Here is a 17,530-nt window from a genome sequence, read left to right as displayed (position 1 = left end):
CCAGGCCGACGGGGCACGCTACGCCGTCGCCTCCGGGCCGGGGCGCCCCGCCGCCGGTGCACGAACTCCTCGCGGGGCAGCAGCCCGCGCCGCTGCAGCAGGGCGCCGAGCTGCGGGCGCCGGCCCAGCAGCGCCTCCACCGCCTCGAGGGGCGCCGTCTCGTTGCCGCGGGAGAGCACCTCCTCCACGAAGCGGCGGCCGTTCTCCCGGGTGAGCCCGCCGTGGGCGGTGAACCACCGGGCGGTGTCCGCGTCGAGGATCTCGGACCAGATGTAGGCGTAGTACCCGGCGGAGTAGCCACCGGCGAAGATGTGCTTGAAGTACCCGGTCCGGTAGCGCGGGGCGATGCCGGGCACGTCGATCCCGGCCCGCTCCAGGGCCTCCTGCTCCACGCTGCGCGGGTCGGGCAGCCGGGACGGGTCCTCGATCCCGTGCCAGGCGAGGTCCAGCCAGGTCGAGGCCAGGTACTCCACGGTCCGGAAGCCCTGCCCGTGCGCGGCGGCCTGCCGGAGGGCGGCCAGGGCGGCCTCCGGGACCGGCTCCCCGGTGCGGTGGTGCCGGGCGTAGTGCGGGGCGACGTCCGGGTGCAGCACCCACATCTCGTGGACCTGCGAGGGGTACTCGACGAAGTCGCGGGGGACCTTCGTGCCGGAGAACGAGGGCAGGTGCACGTCCGAGAGCAGCCCGTGCAGGGCGTGGCCGAACTCGTGGAAGACCGTGACCACCTCGTCCAGGGTCAGCAGCTTCGGGCGACCGGCGGGCGGGCGGGTGAAGTTGGCGTTGTTCACGACGACGGGCCGCTGCCCGGTGAGCCGGTTCTGGTGCACGAGCGAGCCCATCCAGGCCCCGCCCTGCTTGGTGGGCCGGGTGAACCAGTCGCCCAGGAACAGGCCCACCTCCTCCCCGTGCTCGTCGGTGACCTCCCACACCCGCACCTGCGGCAGGTAGCCGGGCAGATCGGGGCGCTCGGTGAAGACCAGCCCGTAGAGCTCACGGGCGGTGCGGAAGATCCCGTGCTCGAGCACCGACTCCAGCTCGAAGTACTCCCGCAGCGCGGAGGTGTCCACGTGGTAGCGCTCCCGGCGCAGCCGCTCGGCCCAGTACGGCCAGTCCCACGCCTCGATCGGGTGGCCCGCGAGCCGCTCCAGCTCGGCGCGCTCCTCGAGCGCGTTGCGCACCGCGGGCCCGGTGATCCGCTCGAGCATCTCCTGCACCGCCTCGGGGGAGGGAGCCGTGCTGCCCGCCATGACGTGGTCGCCGTGGCTGCGGTAGCCCAGCAGCCGCGCCTGCTCCGCGCGCAGCCGGGCGATCCGCGCGGCCAGGGGGCGCAGGTCCGTGCGGCTCTGCGAGCCCTCGCCGTCGAGCCCGCCGGTGCCCCGGTGGACGGCGGCCAGGTGGATCCGCCGGCGCAGCGCGCGGTCCGTGAGCACCGACAGCACCGGCTGGACGGTGAACAGCGCGGGCGTGAGCAGGTAGCGTCCCCGGTGGCCGTTCTCGGCGGCCGCGGAGGCGGCGGCCTCGATGTCCGCGGGGTCCATGCCGTCCAGCGCCTCGGGGTCGTCCACCACGACGGCGGAGGCGTTGACCTCCCGGAGCAGGTCGTTGCCGTAGCGGATGCTCAGCGCGGAGAGCTCGTCGTTGACCTCCCGCAGCCGCTGCTGGTCGTCCAGCCCCAGCTCCGCCCCGGAGCTCTGGAACCAGGAGACGTACTCGTCCAGCGCCCGCAGCTGCCAGGGCTGCAGGTCCGTGCGGTCCACCCGCCGGACCCGGGCGTAGAGCTCCTTGTTGAGCGTGAAGTCCGCCTTGTGCTCGGCCAGCCGCGGCGCGAGCTCCTGGTAGATCCGCTGGACGCCGGCGGTGTTGTGCGCGGCGGTGAGGGTGAAGAAGACCGACTCGACCCGGTCCAGGGCCAGTCCTCCGCGCTCGAGGGCCTCGACGGTGTTCGCGAACGTGGGCGGCGCGGGGTCGGCCAGGACCGCCCGCACGCACTCCAGGTCCTGGGCCATCGCCGCCTCGAAGGCCGGCAGGAAGTGCTCCTCCCGGATGCTCCGGAAGTCCGGCAGCTCGTAGGGCAGCTCGCTGGGGCGCAGGAGGGGGTTGTCCAAGGCTCAGTCCCTGTCGGACTCGATGGGTGGGCACGTTCGCTGGAACACCCTACCGGGACGGCGCCGTCCCCGGTCAGTCCGGGAGCGTGCCCGGGTCCGGGGGGCGCCGGGCAGGTCCGCGGAGTACGGGGCCCGCGGCGCCCCCGGCCGGAGCAGCCCGTTGGCCGCGTGGGCCAGGAGGTCGCGCTGGAAGGGCGGCAGCCCCAGGCACTCGTGCAGGTAGGCGTCGACCTCGACCGTGCCGGCGTCGCCGCCGAGGCTGAAGTAGTCCATCCACAGCCGGCCCAGACCGATCCCGGCGTCCTTCACGGCCAGGCGCAGCAGGCGGGCCTGCTGCGCGGCGCCGTCGTCGTCCACGGGCGCACCCATCAGAGCTGGGGGTCCGGGGCGCGCTCGAGCACCCGGGAGGCGATCCGGGTCAGGGGCAGGTCCAGGGCCCGGGAGGCGTGCAGCAGGGTGGCGCGGGCGCCCTGCGCGTCCGTGCCGTGGCGCTCCATCAGCATCCCGGTGGCGAGGTCGACGGCCCGGCGGTCGGCCAGGGCGGCCCGGAGCGAGGCGCTGAGCCGGTTCGGCGCGTCCGGCGCCAGGGCCGAGCCCAGCAGCGTGGCCGCGGCCTCGGCCAGCAGGCCCAGCACCTGCTCCTCCCGGGCGGAGAAGGCGTGCGGGGCGGCGGCGTAGACCTTCATCGCCCCCAGGGCGTGCTCGTGCTCCTGTCGCACCAGCGGCACGCTGAGCACCGAGCGGATCCCCGCCCCGGCGGCGGCCGCGGACCAGGCCGGCCAGCGCCGGTCCTCGGTGGTGTCCTCGACCCGCTGGGCCGCCCCGGTGGCCCAGGCGCTGAGGCAGGGTCCCTCCCCGAGCTCGTACTGCAGGGCGTCGGCGGCGTCCACGGATCCGCCGGTGGAGCCGGTCGTCCTCCGCCGGCCGGCCTCGTCCAGGAGCGAGACCCCCGCTCCCGTCGCGTCGTCGACGAGCACGCACGCCGCCTCCGCGAGCCGCCGCGCCGCCCCGGCGGCGCCGTCCTCGCTCAGGAGCATGCCGCTCAGCCGGGCGAAGACCATGCTCAGCTCGACCATGGGACTGTCGGTCTCCACCCGTTCCCTCCGTCCACTGGCTCTGTTCGCAGGCTCTGTTCGCAGGCTCCGACCGAGGCCCGGGGGAACCACCGCGGCCACCGGCTCCGGTCTTGGTGCATCCAGCGTACGCGCACGTCCCACCGGGCGCACTCGATCGCCCGCCGCCTGCCCGGCACCGCCTGCCCGGTACCGCCTGCTCGACACCGGGCGAGGAACCCTCGGGCCGCGACGGAGTCGGAGTGGCGGCCGGACGGGCTCGGTGGCCGGGACCGGCTCACGACCCCGCGGGGCGCCGCGACGAGCCGCCGCGCCACGGGCGGGCCGCCCGCACGCCCTAGGATGGAGCGCATGTCCCGACCCCACGTGCGCCTGCTCGGCCAAGGCATCCGGTACCTGACGACCCTGCGCGGAGGAGGCTCCGCCTTCCCCGGCCTCGTGATGGAGAAGCTGCACCCCGGGTTCGTGGCCGAGCAGCTCGGGCGGCTGCCGCACGGGGTCGTGGTCGTCAGCGGCACCAACGGCAAGACCACCACCACCAAGATGGCCGTCCAGCTGCTGCGCTCGCAGGGGTACAAGGTCTTCACGAACCGCACCGGCTCCAACTTCGTGCGGGGCGTGGCGGCGGCGCTGCTGGGGGAGATGAGCCTCACCGGCCGGCTCGACGCCGACATCGCCGTGCTCGAGCTCGACGAGGCCCACGCGGTGCACTTCGTCAAGCAGGTCCGGCCCCGCCACGCCCTGCTGCTCAACGTCATGCGCGACCAGCTCGACCGCTTCGGGGAGATCGACACGACCCGCCGGATGCTCGCCCAGATCGCCGCGGCCACCACGGGCACCGTGGTGCTCAACCGGGAGGACCCCCGGATCGTGTCGCTGGCCGAGCACGTCCCGGACGGCACCGACGTGCGCTGGTTCGGCCTCGCGCCGGAGCTGCGCCGGATGTTCCCCTCCGACGACGACATGCGCTCCGCCGGCGGGCCCGAGGCCGAGGAGGACCACGAGCGCGAGCTCGCCCCGCGCCCGGCCGCCGAGGTGGAGCTGACCTCCTTCGCGGCGAACCGGGTGCACCTCACGGTGGGCGGCGAGGACGTCGAGGCCACCGTGGAGCTCTACGGCGTCTACAACATCTACAACGCGGCCGCGGCCCTGGCGCTCGTGCACGCCGTCGCCGGACCGGAGGCCGACCGCTCCGCACTGGTGGACGAGCTCTCCCGCGTCACCCCGGCGTTCGGGCGCGGCGAGACCATCCACGTCGACGGCCGGCCGCTCCAGCTGCTGCTCGTGAAGAACCCCTCCGGGTTCCGCCTGTCCCTGGCCTCGGCCCGCCCCGGCGACTACGCCACCATGGTCACGATCAACGACGAGTACGCCGACGGCCGGGACGTGTCCTGGCTGTGGGACGTCGACTTCCACTCCCTGCGCGAGTCCGGGGTGGACGTCGTCGGCGGCACCCGCGCCTGGGACATGGCGCTGCGCCTGGACTACGACGAGGTCCCCGTGCACGACGTCGTCCCCGACCTCGGCGACGCGCTGCGGCGCTTCGTGGCCGCCGCCGGCGACCGGCCCATGCGCGTCTTCTGCACCTACACGTCCATGCTCGAGCTGCGCCGGGAGCTGTCCCGCGTGGCCGAGGTCGCCGAGATCTGAGCGGAGCCCCCATGACCGACCGCACCGTCCACCTCGTCCAGCTCTACCCCCGGGACATGAACATCTACGGCGACTGGGGCAACACCCTGACCCTCAAGCGCCGGCTGGAGAAGTACGGCTACGCCGTGCGGCTGTCCGACCACGACCCCGGGGACCCCTTCCCCGCCGACGCCGACCTGCTCGTGGGCGGCGGCGGGCAGGACTCCGGGCAGTTCCGCGTCCAGGAGGACCTGCAGCGGATCGCCCCGGAGCTGCGCGCGATGGCCGCCGACGGCGTCCCGATGCTGGCGATCTGCGGGCTCTACCAGCTCTTCGGCCACGAGTTCCGCACCGGTGCCGGGGAGACCCTGCCCGGGATCGGGATCCTGGACCTCACCACGGTGGGCGGGCCGACGCGCCTGATCGGCAACATTGTCCTGGAGTCCCCGGAGTTCGGCACCGTGGTCGGCTACGAGAACCACTCGGGGATCACCCGGCTGGGCCCCGGACAGGCCCCGCTCGGCACGGTGCGCAAGGGCGCCGGCAACAACGGCGAGGACGGCACCGAGGGCGCGCGCGTGCACCACGTGGTGGCCTCCTACCTGCACGGGTCGATGCTGCCGAAGAACCCCGCCGTGGCCGACCACCTCATCCGGGCCGCGGTGGAGCGCCGGTTCGGGAGCTTCGACGCCGAGCCGCTGGACGACACGCTCGCCGAGCGCGCCCGGGCGGTCGCCGTGGCCCGTCCCCGCTGATCCGTCCGCCCGGCACGGTCCGCGCCCTCCGGGCCGGCCCGTTACGGCAGGCCCGTTCCCGTCGGCCCGTTACGGCAGGCCCGTTCCCGTCGGCCCGTTATGGCAGGTCGGTCGCGGCAAGCCCATCCCCGCAGGCCGGTTTCCGCAGACGGCCGGGAGCGGACGGCGCCGCACCCGGTAGGATGGAGCAGGACTTTTCCGGTCCGTCCGGCCCGCCGCCCGGACGGACCGCTCCGGGACGGCAACCGGCGGCTTCCGAGACCCCGAGCACGACGTCCCGTCACGACTTCCGAGGAGGAATGCATGTCAGGTCACTCCAAGTGGGCCACGACCAAGCACAAGAAGGCCGCGATCGACGCCAAGCGCGCCAAGGCCTTCGCCAAGTACATCAAGGGCATCGAGGTGGCCGCGCGCATGGGCGGGGCCGACACCGCGGGCAACCCGGCCCTGGACCTCGCCGTGTCCAAGGCCAAGAAGAACTCGGTGCCGGTGGCGAACATCGACCGCGCGATCAAGCGCGGCGCCGGGCTGACCGGCGAGGTCGTCGACTACACCGAGATCCTCTACGAGGCCCGCGGCCCGCAGGGCACGGCCCTGTACATCGAGTGCCTCACGGACAACAAGAACCGCGCCGCCTCCGAGGTGCGCGTGGCGGTGACCCGCAACGGCGGCACGATGGCCGACTCCGGGTCCGTGGCCTTCCTCTTCGAGCGCAAGGGCGTCGTGGAGGTCACCCGCACCGACGGGCTCACGGAGGACGACGTCCTCATGGCCGTCCTGGACGCGGGCGCCGACGAGGTCGTGGAGCAGGAGGAGGTCTTCGAGGTCGTCTCCGAGGCCACCGACCTGCCCGCTATCCGCGCCGCCCTCGACGAGGCCGGGCTCGAGTACAACAACGACGACCCGCAGTTCCGTCCGAGCATGCTCGTCGAGCTGGACGCCGAGGGCGCCCGGAAGTTCCTGCGCCTGGTCGAGGCCGTCGAGGAGCTCGACGACGTGCAGAACGTCTACTCCAACGCGGACATCCCCGCCGAGGTCCTCGCCCAGCTCGACGCCGAGGACTGACCACGGCCACGCAGCGGATCCTCGGGGTGGACCCCGGGCTGACGCGGTGCGGGTTCGGCCTGATCGAGATGGCCGGCAACCGCACCGCGTCCCTGGTGGACGTCGGCGTGGCCGGCACGGACGCCGCCGACCCGCTCGACGTGCGCGTGCTGCGGATCTGGGAGGCCGCCGAGCGGTGGATCGAGCGCTACCGTCCCGACGCCCTGGCCCTGGAGCGGGTGTTCGCCCAGACCAGCGTGAACACGGTGATCGGCACCGCCCACGCCTCGGGGGCCGTCATCGCCTCGGCGGCCCGCCACGGGGTGCCGGTGGCCTGGCACACCCCGTCCGAGGTCAAGGCCGCGGTCACCGGCGAGGGGAGGGCCGACAAGGCCTCGGTGGCCCGGATGGTGGTGCGGATCCTGCGGCTCGAGGAGGCGCCCCGGCCCGCCGACGCCGCCGACGCCCTGGCCATCGCCATCTGCCACGGCTGGCGCGGTGGCGGCACGGGCGTGGACGCGACGGCCCGGACCGAGACGCACCAGGGGGCCCGTCCCCTCGCCGCCGCCCGCTCCGGGATGACCCCGGCCCAGCGTGCCTGGGCCGAGGCGGAGGCGCGCGCCGCCGGGGCGGGCGCGGCTGAGTCGGCGGCCCCTGCTAGAGTGGCGGCGAGCCGTCATTCGTAGATTTGTTCGAGCAACCGTTCCCGGTCCCGCCGGGGCACGGGAAGGAGGCGCGCGGTGATCGCGTCCATCACGGGACAGGTCGAGCACGTCGGCCTCACCACCGCCGTCGTGGCGGTGGGCGGCTTCGGCGTCCAGGTCCAGGCGACCCCCGAGACGCTGTCCGGGCTGCGGATCGGGGGAGAGGTCCGGCTCGACACGGCGTACGTGGCGCGCAAGGACGAGTCCCCGCTGCTCTTCGGCTTCCGCAGCCCCGCCGAGCGCGAGGTCTTCGAGATCATGCTCGGGGTCAGCGGCGTCGGCCCCCGCACCGCCCTGGCGGTGCTCTCCGTGCTCGGCCCGGACGACGTCCACCGTGCCATCGCGCAGGGCGACGCCAAGGCGTTCACGGCCGTGCCCGGCATCGGCCCCAAGGGCGCCCGCCGGATCGTGCTGGAGCTGGCCGACAAGCTGATCGTCCCCGACCGCCCCGCCCCGGCCGCCGCCGCGCCCGTGGAGCCCTGGCGGGAGCAGGTGCTGGAGGCCCTCGTGGGGCTGGGCTGGAACGAGAAGGACGCCGCCCGCGGCGTCGCCGACGCCCTCGCCGGCCGCGAGGAGCTGATCGCCTCCGGGGACGTGCCCGCCATCCTGCGCACCGTGCTCGCGTGGCTCGGCGCCGCCAAGGCCGGGGCCCGCGCCGGCGCGGAGCGGGGGGCCTGAGCATGGCCCGCGAGGACGGCGCCGCCGTGAACGCCCGCGACCGGCTCGTCTCCCCGGTCGACGAGCCCGACGAGAAGCAGCTCGAGTCGGCCCTGCGCCCGGCCAACCTGGACGAGTTCGTGGGGCAGAAGCGGGTGCGCCAGCAGCTGTCCCTGGTGCTGGAGGCCTCCCGGCTGCGGGGCCGCTCCGCCGACCACGTCCTGCTCTCCGGCCCGCCCGGGCTGGGCAAGACGACCCTCGCGATGATCATCGCCGAGGAGATGGGCGCGCCCCTGCGGATCTCCTCCGGCCCGGCCATCCAGCACGCCGGCGACCTCGCGGCGATCCTGTCCTCCCTCACCGAGGGGGAGGTGCTGTTCCTCGACGAGATCCACCGCATGTCCCGGCCCGCCGAGGAGATGCTGTACATGGCCATGGAGGACTTCCGGGTGGACATCGTGGTCGGCAAGGGCGCCGGCGCCACCTCCATCCCGCTGGACCTGCCGCCCTTCACCCTGGTGGGCGCCACCACCCGGGCGGGCCTGCTGCCCGGCCCCCTGCGCGACCGCTTCGGCTTCACCGGCCACCTGGAGTTCTACTCCGTGGAGGAGCTCGAGCTCGTGCTGCGGCGCTCGGCCGGGCTGATGGACCTGGCGATGACCGCCGAGGGCTTCACCGAGGTGGCCTCCCGGTCCCGGGGCACCCCTCGCATCGCCAACCGGCTGCTGCGCCGGGTGCGGGACTGGGCGCTCGTGCACGGCATCGACCGGATCGACGCCCGCACCTCCTCCGCGGCCCTGGACATGTACGAGGTGGACGCCCGCGGCCTCGACCGCCTGGACCGGTCGGTGCTCGAGGCGCTCGTGACGAAGTTCGGCGGGGGGCCGGTGGGCCTGTCCACGCTGGCGATCGCGGTGGGGGAGGAGACCGAGACGGTCGAGACCGTCGCCGAGCCCTACCTGGTCCGCGAGGGCCTGCTCGGGCGCACGCCCCGGGGGCGGATCGCCATGGCGGCGGCCTGGGACCACCTGGGCCTGGCCGTCCCGGAGCACGCGGCGTTCCAGGACCCCGGGCTGCGGGCCGCCTTCGGCGCAGCGGCGAGCCCGTCCGCGGGCGAGGACGCCCCGCCCCTGTTCGAGGACTGACCGGCGGCCGCCGCGCGGATCCGCCGGTGGATGTCCAGGACGCCCCGGGTTCCATCACCTACCATGGGACGGACACCCACCACCGATCGAACGGAAGTCCGTGAGCTCGCTCCTCCTCACCCAGTCCCTCTCCGCCCAGGCCGCCCAGCCCACCGGAGGCGGCACCTCCTGGCTGCTGCCGTTCATGCTCGTGGCCCTGGTGCTGCTGGTCTGGCTGCCCATGCGCCGGCAGAAGAAGGCGATGGCCCAGGTCAAGGAGAAGCAGGCGGCCATGGCCCCGGGCACCGAGGTCATGACGAACTACGGCCTCTACGGCACCGTCCGCTCGATCGACCGGGACGCGAACAAGGTCGTCCTGGAGATCGCCCCGGGCACCGAGGTGACCGTGCACCTGCAGACCGTCACCACCGTCGTCGAGGAGGCGGCCCCCGCCGCCGGCACCGCGGCGGCGGCCGAGCCGGAGGTGCGCGACACCGACGGCACCGGCTCCAGCCCGGTCGACCCGCTGGACGACGACTCCCGGCGCGATCCCGGACCGCGCAACGACTGATCCCCCCTTCGGGGCGACGGGCCGACCGCTGGTCGGCCCGTTCCCATGAGCAGGCCCGGCCCGACCGGGCCGTGGTGCGTAAGGAAGACCATGGCACTGACCACACGCAAGACCTCCGGTGCTCCCCCCGCCCCCGGGCGGGGCGGGGGGAGCACCGCGCCGGCGCGCTCCGGCGTGCGGGCCGCCCTCTCGGGCGCCCGCCGCGCCCTGATCGGGCTGCTCGTGCTGCTGGCGCTGCTGGGCGGGCTGCTCGCCTGGGGCGCGGGCACCGACCGCACCGGGTGGGGGCCCAAGCTCGCCCTCGACCTCGAGGGCGGCACCCAGATGATCCTCTCCCCGTCCCTGCAGGGCGAGGAGGCCGGCCAGGAGGTCACCCCCGAGCAGCTGGACCAGGCCGTGGAGATCATCCGCCAGCGCGTGGACGGCTCCGGCGTGGCCGAGGCCGAGATCGCCACCCAGTCCGGCAGCACCATCGTGGTCTCCATGCCCGGGGTGCCCTCGGCCGAGACCCGTGAGCTGATCCAGACCTCGGCGCAGATGAACTTCCGTCCCGTGCTCACCACCGCGGCCGCCGAGCCCGTGCCCGAGGACCAGCGCGTGCCCGAGGACGAGCTGCCCGAGCCCGCCGCCGAGCCCGCCGACTCCTCCGACCCCAACTGGATCACCCCGGAGCTGTACCGGCAGTTCGAGGAGACCGACTGCACCGCACCGCAGTCCCCCGAGGAGCGCGAGGCCCAGGACGCCGACGCGCCCGTGGTCGCCTGCGAGCCCGAGACCGGGACCAAGTACCTCCTGGGCCCGGTGGAGATCCAGGGCACCGGGATCGAGGACGCCTCCTACGGGACCGCGCAGAACTCCCAGGGGGTGTCCCTGAACCAGTTCGCCGTGAACCTGCAGTTCGGCCCGGACGCCACCGAGCGCTTCCGGCAGCTCTCGGAGCGCCTCTACGGCATCGGCCAGTCCACCCCCGAGGACCCCCGCAGCCAGTTCGCCATCCTGCTGGACGGCCAGGTGGTCTCCGCCCCGCAGATGAACGCGGTGATCTCGGACGGCCAGGCGCAGATCACGGGCAGCTTCACCGAGGAGCAGGCCCGCTTCCTCGCCGAGCAGCTGAAGTACGGGGCGCTGCCGATGAGCTTCCAGATCCAGTCCGAGCAGCAGATCTCCGCCACCCTGGGCGCCGACCAGCTGCGGATGGGCATCGTCGCCGGGATCATCGGCCTGGTGCTGGTGTGCGTGTACTCCCTCTTCCAGTACCGGCTGCTGGGGCTCGTGACCATCAGCTCGCTCGTGGTCGCGGGCGTGCTCACCTGGCTGGCCATCACCCTGTTGGGCTGGTCGGCGAACTACCGGCTCTCCCTGGCCGGCGTCGCGGGCCTGATCGTGGCGATCGGCCAGACCGCCGACTCCTTCATCGTCTACTTCGAGCGCATCCGCGACGAGATCCGCAGCGGCCGCTCCATCCCCGCGGCGGTCGACCACGGCTGGCGGCGGGCCCGGCAGACCGTGCTCGCGTCGAAGGCCGTGAACCTGCTGGCCGCCGTCGTGCTGTACTTCGTGGCGGTGGGCAACGTGCGCGGCTTCGCGTTCACCCTCGGGCTGACCGCGATCGCGGACCTGCTCGTGGTCTTCCTGTTCACCCACCCCGTGATGGTGCTGCTCGCGCGCACCCGCTACTTCGGCGGCGGCGGCAGGCACTCCGGGCTGAACCCGGAGGCCCTGGACGCGGTGCCCCTGTACCGCGGCGCCGGGCGGCTGCGGGAGCCGGGGACCGGTGACGGGCTGACCATCGCCGAACGGCGCCGCCGCGCGGCGGAGGGGGGCTCGCCGGACCGGCCCGGCGAGCCCGCACCGCAGGACGCCCCGGTCGGCGCGTCGTCGTCGTCGGCCCGCACCCCCGAGGAGAACGCCTGATGTCCCGGTTCGCTGATTTCGGCAACGCCCTGCACAGCGGGCGCACCTCCTACCCCTTCGTGGGGCGGGCGAAGCTGTGGCTGGCCATCGCCGCCGCCCTCGTGGGGCTGTCCCTGCTGGTGCCCGTGGTCAAGGGCGGGTTCAACCTCGGCATCGACTTCACCGGCGGCTCCGAGTTCACCGTCTCCGCGGTGGCCGACCCCCAGGTGGAGACCGGCCGCGAGGCCGTCGCGGAATCCTCGGACGCCGCGGAGGTCGAGGTCACCAACATCGCCCCCGGCACGATCCGGGTGCAGACCGAGCAGCTCGACGACGACGAGACCCTCGCGGTCAAGGACGCCCTGGTCGAGCCTACGGCGTGAGCGAGGACGAGGTGACCTCCACGTTCGTCGGACCCACGTGGGGCGCCGGCGTGACCCGGCAGGCGCTGCAGGGGCTCGTGGCGTTCGTGGTGCTGGCGACCGTGCTGATGGCCCTGTACTTCCGCACCTGGAAGATGTCCGTCTCGGCGATCGCGGGCATGATCGCGTCCGTCGCGATCACCGCCGGGGTCTACTCCCTCGTGGGCTTCGAGGTCACCCCCTCCGCGGTGATCGGCTTCCTCACGGTGCTCAGCTACTCCCTCTACGACTCCGTGGTGGTCTTCGACAAGGTCCGGGAGAACACCGAGGGCCTGCTCGACGGCACGGCCCCGCCCGAACGGGCCGGGCGGCGGTTCTCCGACCAGGTGAACCTCGCCGTGAACCAGACCCTGGTGCGCTCGATCAACACCTCCGTGGTGGGCATCCTGCCCGTCGGCTCGATCCTGTTCATCGGCTGGCTCGTGCTCGGCGCGGGCACCCTCAAGGACCTGTCGCTGTCGCTGTTCGTCGGCATCATCGTGGGCACCGTCGCGACCCTGTTCGTGGCCTCGCCGATGTACGCCCTGCTGCGCTCCCGGGACGCGGACGTGCGCGAGCAGGAGGCCCGGGCGGGCGCCCCGGCCGAACGTGCCGCCGAGGAGGCCGCGGCGCACTAGACTGGGGTCCACCGCAGGGCGGACCGCGCAGCCGCGACCCGCCGCACAGCAGCACACGTCAGCTCGACGACCGGGGCGGCGGCCGCACGGCCGCCGCCCCGGTCGTCGATGGGAAGGGAGCTACGGCCATGAGCTCGTCCGACGACGGGGGCGTCCCCGCCGGTCAGGGCACCGCCCCGACACCGCCGCGCCGTTCGGACATGGCCGGCACGCACTACGTCGTGCCCGCCTCCCGGCCGCTGCAGGGCCGGGCCGTGTTCCCGGGCCGCAGTGACCGCACCCGCTCGAGCCTGTCCTACCTCTCCGGCCGGCCGATGGACCACTCGCCGATCCTGGAGCCGCTGCTGCACACCGTGCGCGCCACCCACCCGGAGGAGGACATCGAGGTCCTGGCGCGCGCGTTCAAGGTCGCGGAGAAGTGCCACGAGGGGCAGAAGCGCAAGAGCGGGGACCCCTACATCACCCACCCCGTGGCCGTGACCACGATCCTCGCCGAGCTGGGCATGACGGGGGCCACCCTGGTCGCCGCGCTGCTGCACGACACGGTCGAGGACACCGACTACACGCTCGAGCAGCTGCGCGCGGAGTTCGGGGACGAGGTGGCCGCGCTCGTCGACGGCGTGACGAAGCTGGACAAGGTCCAGTACGGGGACGCCGCGCAGGCCGAGACGGTGCGCAAGATGATCGTGGCGATGGCCAAGGACATCCGCGTGCTCGTCATCAAGCTCGCCGACCGGCTGCACAACGCCCGCACGTGGCGCTTCGTCTCCCAGTCATCCTCCTCGAAGAAGGCGCGGGAGACCCTGGAGATCTTCGCCCCGCTGGCGCACCGGCTGGGCATGAACACCATCAAGTGGGAGCTCGAGGACCTGGCCTTCGCGGCGCTCTACCCCAAGGTCTACGAGGAGATCGTGCGGATGGTGGGGGAGCGCCAGCCCCAGCGCGAGCGCTCCCTGGCCAAGATCCGGGAGCGGATCGCCCTGGACCTCTCCGAGGCGGGGATCGAGGCGACCATCACGGGCCGGCCCAAGCACTACTACTCGATCTACCAGAAGATGATCGTGCGCGGGAAGGACTTCGACGAGATCCAGGACCTGCAGGCGGTCCGGGTGCTCGTGAACACGGTGCGGGAGTGCTACGCGGCGCTGGGCGCCCTGCACGCGCGGTGGCGGCCGCTGCCGGGGCGGTTCAAGGACTACATCGCCATGCCGAAGTTCAACATGTACCAGTCCCTGCACACCACGGTGATCGGCCCGGACGGGCGGCCGGTGGAGATCCAGATCCGCACCCACGAGATGCACCGGCGCGCGGAGTACGGCGTGGCCGCGCACTGGAAGTACAAGGACCAGGCCAACCAGGCGAACTCCGCCACGCCCAAGGCGCAGGAGGGGGACCTCGCGTGGCTGAGCTCCCTGGTCTCCTGGCAGGAGGAGACGCAGGATTCCTCCGAGTTCCTCGACTCGCTGCGCTACCAGATCAACACCTCCGAGGTGTACGTCTTCACGCCCAAGGGCGAGGTCATGGCCCTGCCGGCCGGCTCCACGCCGGTGGACTTCGCCTACGCGGTGCACACCGAGGTGGGGCACAAGACCATCGGCGCCCGGGTCAACGGCAAGCTCGTGCCGCTGTCCTCGGAGCTGCAGCACGGGGACTGGGTGGAGGTGCTCACCTCCAAGTCCGAGCACGCCGGGCCCTCCCAGGACTGGCTGAAGTTCGTGAAGTCCCCGCGGGCCCGCAACAAGATCCGGCAGTGGTTCTCCAAGGAGCGCCGCGAGGAGGCCATCGAGAAGGGCAAGGACGCCCTCACCCGCGCCCTGCGCAAGCACCACCTGCCGCTGCAGCGCACCCTCACCCAGGAGTCCCTGCTGGCGGTGGCCCAGGACTTCCACCGCACCGACATCAGCTCGCTCTACGAGGCGATCGGCTCGGATGTGGTCAGCGCCCAGGACGTGGTGGAGAAGATCGTCGGCAACCTGGGCGGGGCCGACGGCGCGGAGGAGGACTTCGCGGAGACGACCATCGCCACCCAGCCGGTGCGCCCGCGCGTGTCCGACTCCGGGGTCGTGGTCAAGGGCGCCACGGACGTCTACGTCAAGCTCGCCCGCTGCTGCACCCCGGTGCCGCCGGACGAGATCATGGGCTTCGTCACCCGCGGCGCCGGCATCTCGGTGCACCGCAAGGACTGCGTCAACATGCTGGCGCTGACCTCCACCGAGCGGGTGGTCGAGGTGGAGTGGGCCCCGACGCAGTCCAGCGTGTTCCTGGTGGAGATCCAGGTGGAGGCCCTCGACCGGAAGTCCCTGCTCTCGGACGTCACCCGGGTGCTCTCGGAGAACCACGTCAACATCCTCGCCGCCTCGGTGCACACCTCCAAGGCCCGGCTGGCCATCTCCCGGTTCGCCTTCGAGATGGGCGACCCGCGCTACCTGGACCACGTGCTCAACCAGGTCCGCCGGATCGATGGGGTCTACGACGTCTACCGCACCTCCGGCAACCGGCCCATCTCGGAGCCGTCCTCCCGCTGACCCGGTGGGCCGGGCGCCCGCGGCGCCGGGTCACGGCACGGGCCGGCCGATCGTCCGCGCGGCGCGGCGCACCCGCAGCAGCGCCGCCTGCCGTCCGGGCATCCGCTCGAAGCTCTCGAGCGCGGCCTGCACCAGCGGCGGCGGGCAGTGCAGGTGCGGTGCGTGCATCAGCCGCTCCAGGGCCGCCAGCCCCTCATGCTCGGGGACGTGCAGGGCGAGGTCCACGGCCGTGCGCAGCGGTGTGGTGACCCGCACGGGTCCGGCGTCGTGCACGTCGTAGCCCCCCAGGGTGACCTGGTGCAGCGCCATCCCGTCCGGCACCGGGGACATCGTGGTGCGCCGCAGCTTGTCCAGCAGCACCGGGAGCACGGTGGGGCGCGGGGCGCAGTCGTAGAACCACGCGGCCGAGAGCCGCCCGAGCACCCCGCGGCCCAGCAGGTGCGGGGGCAGCTGTGCCTCGAGGGCCGCGAGCTTCACCGCCCGCGTCACCGGGCGCCCGCGCAGCACGTGGGCCTCCAGCACCACGGGCACGAGCACGCCGTCGGCGACGAGGGCGGAGAGCTCGCCGCGGGAGAAGGGCCGGTCCGGCAGCAGCAGCGTGTCCGGGGTCCAGGGCGGGTCGTGCATGGGGCCAGCCTCGTCCACGGGCCGGGCACGGGGAAGGCCCCGGGCCGGTGCTGTGGACAGCACGGGCCCGGGGCCTCCCGGGCGCCGCCGACGACCGGCGCGGGCCGGTGCGGCCCGGCCGATCCGGGTGGTTCGGCAGTAGCGGTTCGGCGGTACCGGTCAAGCGTCGGCGGTACGGCGCCGGTGGTGTCAGCGCAGGTCGGCCGAGGAGCGGCGCAGGGTCTCCAGCCACTGCCGGCTGGTGGCGAGCTCGCCCTCCAGCTTGGCCGCGCGCCGGGTGTCCCCGGTGGCCTGCGCCTTGGCCAGGGCGGCCTCCTGGTCCTCGATCTTCGTCTCGAGCTGGCTGAGCATCGAGTTGGAGCGGGCCTTCGTCTCGGGGTTGGAGCGCTGCCACTTCTCGTCCTCGGCCTGGCGCACGGCGTCCTCGACGGTGCGCAGCTCGGCCTCCACCCGGCGCATGTGGGCGCGCGGGACCTTCCCGGCCTGCTCCCACCGGTCCAGGATGTCGCCGAGGGTGCGCTTGGCGACCTTGAGGTCCGTGACGGGCAGCAGGGCCTTGGCCTCGGCGAGCAGCTGCTCCTTCACCGCCAGGTTGCCCTCGAACTCCTCGTCGATCCGGTCGTTGTCGGCCTTGCGGGCCTCGAAGAACCTGTCCTGGGCGGCGCGGAAGCGGGCCCAGAGGGCGTCGTCGTCCTTCTTCGACGCCCGCTTGGACTCCTTCCACCGGTCCATGAGCCGGCGGTACTCCGCGGCCGTGGCGCCCCAGTCGGTGGAGCCCGAGAGGGCCTCGGCCTCGGCGATGAGGGCCTCCTTGGCCTTCTTGGCCTCGGCGTTGTCGGCGTCGAGCTGGGAGAAGAACGCGCGGCGGTGGCGGTCGAAGGTGGTGCGGGCGGTGCGGAACCGCTTCCACAGCGCGTCCTCCGCGGCCCGGCCCAGCCGGATCCCGGACTTCTGGTGGGCCTTCCACTGGTCGAACAGCTCGGCCATCCGGGCGGAGGACTGCTTCCACTGGGTGCGCTGCGGCTCCTGGGCGGCGATCTGCTCCGCCTCCGCGACAATCGCCTCGCGCGCGGCGACGTTCTGGGCCCGCTGGGCCTCGTGGGCGGCCCGCTCGGCCGCCTCGAGCTCGCGGATCGCCGGGCGCAGAGCCTCGAGCCGTCCCTCGAGGCCGCGGATGTCCCCGAGCATGTTGCGCTGACCCACCTGCTCGGCGAGGTGGTCGAGGGTGGTCAGCATGTCCGCCGAGGGGGCGCCGGCCGACACCCGCTGCTCGAGCAGGGCGACCTGCGCCTCGACGTCGTCGTACTTGCGGGCGAAGTAGCCCAGCGCCTCGTCCTCCGTGGCGTCGGGGAACTGCCCGCACAGCACCTCCTCGCCGTCCACGACGACGTAGACGTGCCCGTCCTCGGTCACCCGCCCGAAGGCGCGGGCCCGGGCCACGGACTCCGGCGAGGCCAGCGCGGGAGCCGCCGCCGGCGGGGCCGCCACGGGCTGCGCGGCGCCCGGCTGGACGGCCGCCGGGCCGGGGGCGGGAGCCGGCCGGGGAGCCGCGGGGCGGGGCGGCACCGGGCTTGGGGCGCCGGTCTTTCGCGGTGCCGGGCTTCGGCACGCCGGCTTCGGCGCGGCTCCGGGGCCGGGAACGGGGCGGGGGGTGGGCTGGTCGGTCGGATCGAGCGTTCGTCACCACTACACTCTTCGCTTCTCGCCGGCACCCGGCCACCCGGGAGTCGGATCCGGCGGCCGTCGCCCGGCTTCGGGACAATCGTCCTGGTCCATACTACCGA

Annotated in this window: 14 protein-coding genes and 1 pseudogene; 10 read left to right on the top strand and 5 right to left on the bottom strand. The window is 73.6% G+C overall.

Annotation, left to right across the window (positions count from 1 at the left end; translation table 11 throughout):
- The 3 genes from BJF77_RS15810 to BJF77_RS15800 all read right to left on the bottom strand — a co-directional run.
- Positions 1-2,105, bottom strand: a 2,105-nt coding sequence (locus tag BJF77_RS15810) for a M3 family metallopeptidase (RefSeq protein ID WP_075872770.1), incomplete at its 3' end; no start/stop codon positions are given.
- A gap of 3 nt (positions 2,106-2,108) precedes the next feature.
- On the bottom strand, positions 2,109-2,462 hold the full coding sequence (locus tag BJF77_RS15805; RefSeq protein WP_187347288.1) for a hypothetical protein: 354 nt from the start codon (positions 2,460-2,462) through the stop codon (positions 2,109-2,111).
- A gap of 11 nt (positions 2,463-2,473) precedes the next feature.
- Positions 2,474-3,199 carry a GAF and ANTAR domain-containing protein gene (locus tag BJF77_RS15800; RefSeq protein WP_083665213.1) on the bottom strand — a complete coding sequence of 242 codons (726 nt, stop codon included), beginning with the start codon at positions 3,197-3,199 and terminating at the stop codon, positions 2,474-2,476.
- A gap of 321 nt (positions 3,200-3,520) precedes the next feature.
- Here BJF77_RS15800 and BJF77_RS15795 point away from each other — a divergent pair, with 321 nt between their 5' ends.
- The 10 genes and pseudogenes from BJF77_RS15795 (at position 3,521) to BJF77_RS15750 (ending at position 15,119) form a co-directional block, all read left to right on the top strand.
- On the top strand, positions 3,521-4,828 hold the full coding sequence (locus BJF77_RS15795; protein ID WP_075872768.1) for a Mur ligase family protein: 1,308 nt from the start codon (positions 3,521-3,523) through the stop codon (positions 4,826-4,828).
- Positions 4,829-4,839: 11 nt separating this feature from the next.
- Positions 4,840-5,562, top strand: a complete 723-nt coding sequence (locus tag BJF77_RS15790; protein WP_047802681.1) for a type 1 glutamine amidotransferase — start codon at positions 4,840-4,842, stop codon at positions 5,560-5,562.
- Between the two features lie 303 nt (positions 5,563-5,865).
- Positions 5,866-6,627 (top strand): YebC/PmpR family DNA-binding transcriptional regulator, encoded by a 762-nt coding sequence (locus BJF77_RS15785; protein ID WP_075872767.1) that lies wholly within the window; start codon positions 5,866-5,868, stop codon positions 6,625-6,627.
- A gap of 26 nt (positions 6,628-6,653) precedes the next feature.
- The gene (gene ruvC / locus BJF77_RS15780) at positions 6,654-7,292 is read left to right on the top strand and encodes a crossover junction endodeoxyribonuclease RuvC (RefSeq protein WP_075872766.1); all 639 of its coding nucleotides are present in this window, start codon (positions 6,654-6,656) and stop codon (positions 7,290-7,292) included.
- A gap of 54 nt (positions 7,293-7,346) precedes the next feature.
- On the top strand, positions 7,347-7,988 hold the full coding sequence (gene ruvA, locus BJF77_RS15775) for a Holliday junction branch migration protein RuvA (protein ID WP_047802678.1): 642 nt from the start codon (positions 7,347-7,349) through the stop codon (positions 7,986-7,988).
- Between the two features lie 2 nt (positions 7,989-7,990).
- A complete protein-coding gene (gene ruvB / locus BJF77_RS15770; RefSeq protein ID WP_075872765.1) occupies positions 7,991-9,112 on the top strand; it encodes a Holliday junction branch migration DNA helicase RuvB in 1,122 nt (373 codons plus the stop codon).
- A 100-nt stretch (positions 9,113-9,212) separates the two neighbouring features.
- Positions 9,213-9,662 (top strand): preprotein translocase subunit YajC, encoded by a 450-nt coding sequence (gene yajC / locus BJF77_RS15765; RefSeq protein WP_047802676.1) that lies wholly within the window; start codon positions 9,213-9,215, stop codon positions 9,660-9,662.
- A gap of 90 nt (positions 9,663-9,752) precedes the next feature.
- Entirely contained in the window at positions 9,753-11,576 is a 1,824-nt protein-coding gene (gene secD, locus BJF77_RS15760; RefSeq protein WP_075872764.1) for a protein translocase subunit SecD, read from the top strand.
- Positions 11,576-12,594 (top strand): annotated as a pseudogene (gene secF, locus BJF77_RS15755) (protein translocase subunit SecF). The gene secD and the pseudogene secF overlap by 1 nt, the downstream one beginning before the upstream one ends.
- Before the next feature lie 200 nt (positions 12,595-12,794).
- Positions 12,795-15,119, top strand: a complete 2,325-nt coding sequence (locus tag BJF77_RS15750; protein ID WP_062736845.1) for a bifunctional (p)ppGpp synthetase/guanosine-3',5'-bis(diphosphate) 3'-pyrophosphohydrolase — start codon at positions 12,795-12,797, stop codon at positions 15,117-15,119.
- A 30-nt stretch (positions 15,120-15,149) separates the two neighbouring features.
- Here BJF77_RS15750 and BJF77_RS15745 read toward each other — a convergent pair whose 3' ends face one another.
- Entirely contained in the window at positions 15,150-15,746 is a 597-nt protein-coding gene (locus tag BJF77_RS15745) for a type IV toxin-antitoxin system AbiEi family antitoxin (protein ID WP_075872763.1), read from the bottom strand.
- Between the two features lie 189 nt (positions 15,747-15,935).
- Positions 15,936-17,234: a DUF349 domain-containing protein gene (locus tag BJF77_RS15740; protein WP_369821430.1), complete on the bottom strand. Its 1,299-nt coding sequence runs from the start codon at positions 17,232-17,234 to the stop codon at positions 15,936-15,938.
- Between the last annotated feature and the right edge of the window lie 296 nt (positions 17,235-17,530).

The organism is Kocuria sp. CNJ-770 (assembly GCF_001942375.1).
Taxonomy (GTDB): Bacteria; Actinomycetota; Actinomycetes; order Actinomycetales; family Micrococcaceae; genus Kocuria; species Kocuria oceani.
The sequence above is the reverse complement of the archived record's forward strand: the minus strand, read 5'-3'. Positions and strand labels throughout refer to the sequence as shown.